The 6,052-nt window shown below is 66.8% G+C and carries 8 protein-coding genes and 1 pseudogene; 8 read left to right on the forward strand and 1 reads right to left on the reverse strand.

Annotation, left to right across the window (positions count from 1 at the left end; all coding sequences use genetic code 11):
- The 7 genes and pseudogenes from H926_RS33595 to maiA form a co-directional block, all read left to right on the forward strand.
- Window positions 1-180, forward strand: a pseudogene (locus H926_RS33595) (hypothetical protein); the annotation flags it as partial.
- 51 nt (window positions 181-231) lie between these two features.
- Window positions 232-966 (forward strand): histidine utilization repressor, encoded by a 735-nt coding sequence (hutC, locus tag H926_RS0118320; protein ID WP_022677598.1) that lies wholly within the window; start codon window positions 232-234, stop codon window positions 964-966.
- A gap of 44 nt (window positions 967-1,010) precedes the next feature.
- Window positions 1,011-1,478 (forward strand): Lrp/AsnC family transcriptional regulator, encoded by a 468-nt coding sequence (locus H926_RS0118325; protein ID WP_054130365.1) that lies wholly within the window; start codon window positions 1,011-1,013, stop codon window positions 1,476-1,478.
- Window positions 1,479-1,631: 153 nt separating this feature from the next.
- Entirely contained in the window at window positions 1,632-2,738 is a 1,107-nt protein-coding gene (gene hppD, locus H926_RS0118330; RefSeq protein WP_022677600.1) for a 4-hydroxyphenylpyruvate dioxygenase, read from the forward strand.
- 8 nt (window positions 2,739-2,746) lie between these two features.
- Window positions 2,747-3,337 carry a VOC family protein gene (locus H926_RS0118335; protein ID WP_051146431.1) on the forward strand — a complete coding sequence of 197 codons (591 nt, stop codon included), beginning with the start codon at window positions 2,747-2,749 and terminating at the stop codon, window positions 3,335-3,337.
- Entirely contained in the window at window positions 3,334-4,635 is a 1,302-nt protein-coding gene (gene fahA, locus H926_RS0118340) for a fumarylacetoacetase (protein WP_022677602.1), read from the forward strand. The genes H926_RS0118335 and fahA overlap by 4 nt, the downstream gene beginning before the upstream one ends.
- Complete coding sequence (gene maiA / locus H926_RS0118345; RefSeq protein WP_028658213.1) at window positions 4,632-5,279, forward strand: maleylacetoacetate isomerase; 648 nt, start codon at window positions 4,632-4,634, stop codon at window positions 5,277-5,279. The genes fahA and maiA overlap by 4 nt, the downstream gene beginning before the upstream one ends.
- Here the strand turns inward: maiA and H926_RS0118350 are convergent.
- Window positions 5,270-5,560 (reverse strand): hypothetical protein, encoded by a 291-nt coding sequence (locus H926_RS0118350; protein ID WP_022677604.1) that lies wholly within the window; start codon window positions 5,558-5,560, stop codon window positions 5,270-5,272. The two genes, maiA and H926_RS0118350, sit on opposite strands and share 10 nt — an antisense overlap.
- Window positions 5,561-5,814: 254 nt before the next feature.
- Between H926_RS0118350 and H926_RS28750 the strand changes: the two genes are divergently transcribed.
- Window positions 5,815-6,052 (forward strand): hypothetical protein (locus H926_RS28750; RefSeq protein ID WP_043610391.1); only part of this gene is annotated, 238 nt, incomplete at its 3' end.

The following is a 6,052-nucleotide window of genomic DNA, read 5'->3' on the forward strand; positions in this document are numbered from 1 at the left end:
CTGGCGGTGATGATGACGGCCACCTGGCTGCTGGCGCAATCGGTGGGCGCGCTGGGGGCGGGCCTGCTGGCCGATGCCACGGGATCGTTTGCCGGGGTCGGGCTGGTGGGGTTTGCCGGTTGCGCGCTGGCGCTGGGCCTGGCCATGCCGCTGGCGCGCGCCCGGCCGCACTGTCCCTGAGATGGTCTGCGCCCTTGACAGTGTGGCTGGGGCGCTCTCTGTGCTGGGGGAATGACCGCCGCCGCCGATCCTTCGCCGCCCGCCCTGCCGATGCACGAGCGCATCCGCCAGGAAATCGAGGGCCGCATCCTGGCCGGTGACTTGCGCCCGGGCGAACGCATTCCGTCGGAACTCGAGCTGATGGCGCACTATGGCTGCGCGCGGATGACGGTGAACAAGGCGCTGTCACGTCTGGCGGAAAGCGGGTTGCTCGATCGGCGCAAGCGTGCCGGCACATTCGTGGCGCGGCCGCGCACGGTTTCCATGGTGCTGGATATTCCCGATCTGGCGCAGGAAGTGCAGGGGCGCGGGCAGGCCTATGGCTTTCGCCTGCTGTCGCGCAGCCTGGGTGATACCGCCAGCGATGCAGAGGCGGCGGCCGAACTCGGCCCGGTCGGCCCGATCCTGCGGCTGTCGGGCCTGCACCTTGCCGATGGCGCGCCGCTGGCCTTGGAAGAGCGCGTGATCAACCTGGCGCTGGTTCCCGGCATGGCCGAGGTGGATTTCACCACCGATCCCCCTGGCGGCTGGCTGTTGCGGCACATTCCCTGGACCGAGGCGGAAAACCGCATCGGCGCGGTGTCGGCCAGCCGCGACCAGGCGCGCGCCCTGGGCGTTGCTGCGGGTGCCGCCTGCCTGGTGGTGGCGCGGCACACCTGGCGCGGGGCCGATAGCGTCACGTTCGTGCGTCAGACATTCGTGGCCGGCGCCTATGAACTCGTGGCGCGGTTCGGCCCGACCCGATAAGCCGTGATCTTGCGCTGATCCTGCAGATGCTGCACGATCGGCGCATGGATAGGATCGATCACCGCATTCTTGCGCATCTTCAGGCCGATGCCTCGGCCAGCCATGCTGACCTGGCAGAGGCTGTGCACCTTTCGCCCTCGCAATGTTCGCGCCGCATCGCCCGCCTGCGCGAAACCGGGGTAATCCGGGGGCAGGTAGCCCTGCTCGACGAAGCGGCGCTGGGCCTGGGGGTCGAGGCCTATGTCACCGTGACCATGGCGTCCTATGCGCGCGAGGTGGTGGGCGGCTTTCACGAGCGAATTGCCGGCCTGCCCGCCGTGGTCGATTGCTGCGCCCTGACCGGCGACGCGGACTATCTGCTGCGCATCGTGGCGCACGATTTGGCCGCCTTCACGACCCTGCTCAACGAAGAGATCCTGGGCCATGGCGATGTGGCTAACTTGCGCTCGTCCATCGTGCTCGACCGGATCAAGCGGACCACCGCGCTGCCATTGCCTGCGCCGCATGGTTGACGCGTTCAAGGGCTCCGTTATGCGCTGATCACGCAGGCATAGGCGGTTTTACGTCCAACTTCGCGCGGACCGTGCATCGCCTTTGGGCTAGAATGTCTCCAAACACGGTGGCTGCCGCGTCGGCACGCCCCTGCTGGTGGAGAGACACGCGCCATGGCCGCATCGACCGATCTGTTTGAAAACCCCCTGGGCCTCGATGGGTTCGAATTCATCGAATTTGCCAGCGCCGATCGCGGCAGCCTGGGCCCGGTGTTCACCGCCATGGGCTTTACCCACATCGCTAACCACCGCAGCAAGGATGTGGAACTGTGGCGGCAGGGCGGGATCAACCTGATCGCCAACTATGAAAAGCGCAGCCCGGCTGCCTATTTTGCGGCCGAGCATGGCCCCTCGGCCTGCGGCATGGGCTGGCGTGTGCGCGATGCGGCCAAGGCCTATGCCGCCGCGCTGGAACGCGGGGCAGAGCCGGTCGACGTGAAGACCGGCCCGATGGAACTGCGCATTCCCGCCATTCGCGGCATCGGCGGATCGATCATCTACCTGGTCGATCGCTATCACGGCGGGCAGTTCGGTGACCTGTCGATCTATGACATCGATTTCGTCTACCTGCCCGGGGTGGATCGCCAGCCGGTGGGCGCGGGCTTTCACACGATCGATCACCTTACGCACAATGTCTATGGCGGGCGCATGGCGCACTGGGCCAGCTTCTACGAGCGCGTGTTCGGTTTCCGCGAGATCCGCTATTTCGATATCAAGGGCGAATACACCGGCCTCACCAGCCGGGCGATGACCGCGCCCGATGGCAAGATCCGCATCCCCCTCAACGAGGAATCGCAAAAGGGTGGCGGCCAGATCGAAGAGTTCCTGCGCGCCTACAATGGCGAAGGCATCCAGCACATCGCCTTTGCCTGCGACGACCTGATCGCCGGCTGGGACACGCTCAAGGCCAGCGGCACCCCTTTCATGACGCCGCCCCCCGCCACCTATTACGAGATGCTGGAAGAGCGCCTGCCCGGCCATGGTGAGCCGGTGGCCGAACTGCAGAAGCGTGGCATCCTGCTCGATGGTTCCACCGTGCAGGGCGATCCGCGCCTGCTGCTGCAGATCTTTTCGGAAACGCAGATCGGCCCGGTGTTCTTCGAATTCATCCAGCGCAAGAAGGACGAGGGCTTTGGTGAGGGCAATTTCACCGCCCTGTTCGAAAGCATGGAGCGCGACCAGCTGCGCCGAGGTGTGCTCAAGGTGGGGGAGGATGCGTGATGGACGCGATGTCAACCGCTGCGCCTGACAGCACGGCGCTGAACACGCAGCCCCCACTGCTCGGCGGGGTGCATCACGTTGCCTATCGTTGCCGCGATGCCAAGGAAACGGTGGAGTGGTACGGCCGCGTGCTGGGCATGGCCTATACCACGGCCTTTGCCGAGGATCATGTGCCGTCGACCGGCGCGTTCGATCCCTACATGCACGTGTTCCTCGATGCCGGCGCGGGCAATGTGCTGGCTTTCTTCGAACTGCCCAACCAGCCCGAGATGGGCCGCGATCCGGCAACGCCGGCCTGGGTGCAGCATCTGGCGTTCAAGGTGGCTGATGAAGCCACGCTGCTGCGCGCCAAGGCCCATATCGAGGCGCAGGGCATCGACGTGCTTGGCCCCACCTGGCACGGCCTGTTCAAGTCGATCTATTTCTTCGACCCCAATGGCCATCGCCTGGAACTGGCCTGCGATATCGGCACGGCCGAACAGGTGGAGATGGCCCGCGCCGTGGCGCCGGCCATGCTGGAGGAATGGGCGCAGACCCGCCGCGCCCCGCGCCACGCCGCCTGGCTGCACGCGCAGCCGGACGAGGGCAACCAGGCATGATCGACCACACCCACGATCCCCGCGCACAAAGCTGGGTGGACGGCGCAGCCGGCCATCCCGATTTCCCGGTGCAGAACCTGCCGCTGGGTGTGTTCTCGCACAAGAATGGCGACACGGCCCCGCGCATCGCCACCGCGATCGGTGATCATGTCGTCGATCTGGCGGGCCTTGCCGCCGATGGCGCGCTGCCGGCAGGCCTGGCCACGGCGCTGGCGCAACCCACGCTCAACGCCCTGTTCCGTCTGGCCGAGGCAGACCGCGTGGCGCTGCGTCATGCGCTGTTCGCGCTGCTGTCGAGCGAGCGTTGCCGCCTGAAAGTGACGCCGCATCTCTATCCGGCGGCCGATGTCGTGCTGCATCTGCCGTTCGCGATCGGCGATTACACCGATTTCTATGTCGGCATCCATCACGCGACCGCTATCGGCAAGCTGTTCCGCCCCGACAATCCCTTGCTGCCCAACTACAAGCATGTGCCGATCGGCTATCATGGCCGGGCGTCTTCGGTGCGGGTTTCGGGCACGCCGGTGGTGCGGCCATGGGGCCAGCTTAAGGCGCCCGATGCCGATGCGCCCGTCCATGCTCCGTGCCGGCGCCTGGACCACGAGCTGGAACTGGGCCTGTGGATCGCGGGCGACAATGATCTGGGCGCGCCGGTACCGATCGGCACGGCGTGGGAGCGGATCGGCGGCGTCTGCCTGCTCAACGATTGGTCGGCGCGCGATATCCAGGCCTGGGAATACCAGCCGCTGGGACCGTTTTTGGCCAAGAACTTTGCCACCACGGTCTCGCCCTGGGTGATCACTGCCCAGGCACTGGCCCCGTTCCGCACCACGCCACAGCCGCGGCCGGCAGGCGATCCGCAGCCCATGCCCTATCTGCGCGAGGAGGGCGAAGGCGCCCTGGCGATTACCCTGGAAACCACGCTGCGCACCGCCGCCATGCGCGCGGCCGGGCTGCCGCCGCACCGGCTCAGCCACGGCAACAGCCACGCGGCGATGTATTGGACCCCGGCGCAGATCGTGGCGCACCATGCCTCGAACGGTTGCGATCTTCATGCCGGCGATCTGCTCGGCACGGGCACGCTGTCTGGCCCCACGCCCGAAAGCGCGGGCAGCCTGATGGAATTGAGCCAGGGCGGCAAGGCGCCGCTGCCGCTGCCGGGCGGGGAAAGTCGCACGTTCCTGGAAGACGGCGACGAACTGGCGCTCCATGCCCGGGCAGAGCGGGTCGGCTTTGCCACGATCGGGTTTGGCCCTTGCGTGGGGCAGATCATGCCGGCGCGCCAGCCGTGGGCCTGACGCTTCACGGCTATTGGCGCTCCGGCGCGGCCTGGCGGGTGCGCATTGCGCTGGCGCTCAAGGGGCTGGAGCATGCCACCTGCGCGCACGACTTGCGCACCGGCGCGCAGCGGGCCGCTGCCTATCGGCAGCTCAATCCGCAGGGCCTGGTGCCCGCGCTCGATCTGGGCGAGGAAGGCGTGCCGCCGCTGACGCAGTCGCTGGCGATCATCGAATGGCTGGAGGAAACCCACCCGGCGCCCGCGCTGCTGCCGGCCGATGCGCTGGGCCGCGCGCGGGTGCGGGCGATGGCCCAAATCATTGCCTGCGACGTGCACCCGCTGGGCAACTTGCGCGTGTTGCAGGCTCTCAAGGGTGATATCGGCGCCAGCGAAGACCAGGTGCAGGCCTGGCTGGCGCGCTGGATGGGGGATGGCCTCGCCGCGCTGGAGGCCATGGTCACGCGCTGGGGCGCCGGCTTTGCCTATGGCGATGCGCCGGGTCTGGTCGAATGTTGCCTCGTGCCGCAGCTTTACGCCGCGCGCCGGTTTGGCGTGTCGCTCGATGCCTTTCCCCGCCTAGTGGCCATCGATGCGCGCTGTGCCGCGCTGTCCGCCTTTGCCGCGGCGCATCCTTGCGCACAGGAAGACGCCGATCAGGCGTGATTGGCGGCTGATGTGCCCGGTGCCTCGGCCACGGCCGGCGGAAACGGAAAGCGGCCGTCCTGCACCACCTGTTCCAGCGCGCTGGCGTTGAGGATCAGGCCGCTATCGGTGACGATGCGGAAGCTTTTGCGTGTGTCGATGTTCCAGCGCAGCATCAGGCGGACGATTTTGGCCAGCGGTTCGGGCCGCACACTTTCCACTTTAATGAAGGGCTTGGGCTCGGCCTCACTGTGTGTGGCAGACCATTCAAGCCAGGCACGCTGCGTCCAGTCGATGGTCATGACCGCCCCCGGTTATTGCGGTGCAAATGAAACTAAATGCACAGCAAAAGTTGTGGTCCCGTGTCAAACCTTAGACATTTCGGCAGATATTGCAATCGGCCGTCCCGCAAACCCGGCTTGGATTGTAATATTGCGCTGCGCTGCAACAATAATAGCGGCGGTGCGCAAGGGCTTGAACACCTGGTCTTTCCGTGAAAAGAACAAGTTCGATGCCCTAACGATTGTGATGATCACGACGCAGGCGGGAGAGGACGATGATGGTCAAGCAGAGCAAGCGCCGCCGCGTGGTGCAGGCAGCCATTCCCGGAGCAGTGCTGGTTGGCTTGCTCGCCGTGCCCGGCCTGGCGCAGGCGCGCGGGGCAACATCGGTTCCACCGGCATCCGGGTCGGGCCTGGCGCAGCGTTGCCCGCTGCTGGCGGGCATGCGCTTTGCTCCGGCCGATGGCGGGCGCCCGGTGCAGATCATGGCCGCGCAGGTCGTGCCGCAAAGCG

Origin of the sequence: Novosphingobium sp. B-7 (assembly GCF_000410615.1) — a bacterium.
GTDB classification, from domain to species: domain Bacteria; phylum Pseudomonadota; class Alphaproteobacteria; order Sphingomonadales; family Sphingomonadaceae; genus Novosphingobium; species Novosphingobium capsulatum.

Bases quoted from the DNA above. Each gene is read 5' to 3' on its own strand.
- hutC (WP_022677598.1), top strand. From the start codon at position 232: ATGACCGCCGCCGCCGATCCTTCGCCGCCCGCCCTGCCGATGCACGAG.
- H926_RS0118325 (WP_054130365.1), top strand. From the start codon at position 1,011: ATGGATAGGATCGATCACCGCATTCTTGCGCATCTTCAGGCCGATGCC.
- hppD (WP_022677600.1), top strand. From the start codon at position 1,632: ATGGCCGCATCGACCGATCTGTTTGAAAACCCCCTGGGCCTCGATGGG.
- H926_RS0118335 (WP_051146431.1), top strand. From the start codon at position 2,747: ATGTCAACCGCTGCGCCTGACAGCACGGCGCTGAACACGCAGCCCCCA.
- fahA (WP_022677602.1), top strand. From the start codon at position 3,334: ATGATCGACCACACCCACGATCCCCGCGCACAAAGCTGGGTGGACGGC.
- H926_RS0118350 (WP_022677604.1), bottom strand. From the start codon at position 5,560: ATGACCATCGACTGGACGCAGCGTGCCTGGCTTGAATGGTCTGCCACA.